The sequence below is a fragment of the Candidatus Phytoplasma sp. AldY-WA1 genome (assembly GCF_020312115.2).
GTDB lineage: Bacteria > Bacillota_I > Bacilli_A > Acholeplasmatales > Acholeplasmataceae > Phytoplasma > Phytoplasma vitis.
The window spans coordinates 1-1,157 of the sequence record NZ_JAHRHX020000119.1; the positions used below are offsets into that span (position 1 = coordinate 1).

Consider the following 1,157-nt stretch of genomic DNA (forward strand, 5'->3'; position numbering starts at 1 on the left):
TGTGTTGGGAAATTGTTATGGCGCAACTGGGTTTTTAAAAACCCTGGTTGCGTAAATGGGGTTTAAAATTATTTAGATTGCGGTTTTGGGTCAGTTTGTGATTTTGGCTTGTTTGCGTCGTCTTGTGATTTCGGTTTGTTTACGTCATCTTGTGGTTTTGGTTTGTTTGTGTTATCTTGTTGTTGTTTTCTATGATTGTCAAAAATGTCTAATAATCTAGTGTCTTTGTCTACTCTTAAACGGTATGCGGTTTTGATGTCGTCGATGTTGATTTGAGTTCGTGGAGGTGTTGTCTTGTTGCTTTCTAGAACAAGAGTACTAACAGCTTCGTCTAATATACCAGTTAAAATACGATTTGCTCGTTTGTAAGGTGGTAATTCGTCTAATGCTCTATTAACAACGTTTAATAAGTAATCTTTGGCTTCAGGGCTGTATGGGTTTTTACGTTTGTTAATTAAGAATTCGAACATTTGTTTACGTTCTTCAAAATTGCCTGGTTTGATTTCAATCATGTAACTAAATCTTGATTTGATGGCTTCGTCGATTTTGTTGACGTGGTTAGTTGCTGCCATTAAGAAAACTGGTTTTTTAGGATCGTTATCAACGCTTGTCATTTGAGCTTTGAATTCATTAATGATATTCACGGTGTCGGCAGTAGTTTTAGATTGATTATCAGTTAAGTCTTTGAAAACTTCTTCACATTCATCGATGAAAATGATGGCTCCGCCTGAATTTTGTGCTTCTTTTCTTGCGGTAGCGAATAAATCACGAACCATTTGTGGCGCTTCACCGACTGTTCCTTTTGAAAATCGAGATGCTGATGTGTTAAAGAATGGCAATTTTACTTCTTTTGCTAATGCTTGGGCGAAAGTCGTTTTACCAGTACCAGCTACTCCGTGTAATAGAATGCCTGTTGGAACTTTAACTTCTCCAATATTTGGAAGGCTCCCGATACTCTTTAAAAAAGTTAAAAAACGATCTGCGGCTTCGCGTTCTTCTTTGAACCCGATTAATTTATCAAATGATGGCATTTTCATTAAGTCAGTTTTTGGGAATGATTCTTTATTAGTGTTTGATGGTGTTTGACTTGTTAATGTACTACCAATATTTTTTAATTCAACGACAGATAAACGGTTTTCTAATTTATCTATTTTTGC

Annotated in this window: 1 protein-coding gene; it reads right to left on the reverse strand. The window is 35.9% G+C overall.

Going from position 1 to position 1,157, the window contains the following annotated elements; all coding sequences use genetic code 11:
- Positions 1-68: 68 nt before the first annotated feature.
- A partial coding sequence (locus KTO59_RS04360; protein ID WP_284928836.1) for an ATP-binding protein occupies positions 69-1,157 on the reverse strand: 1,089 nt, incomplete at its 5' end.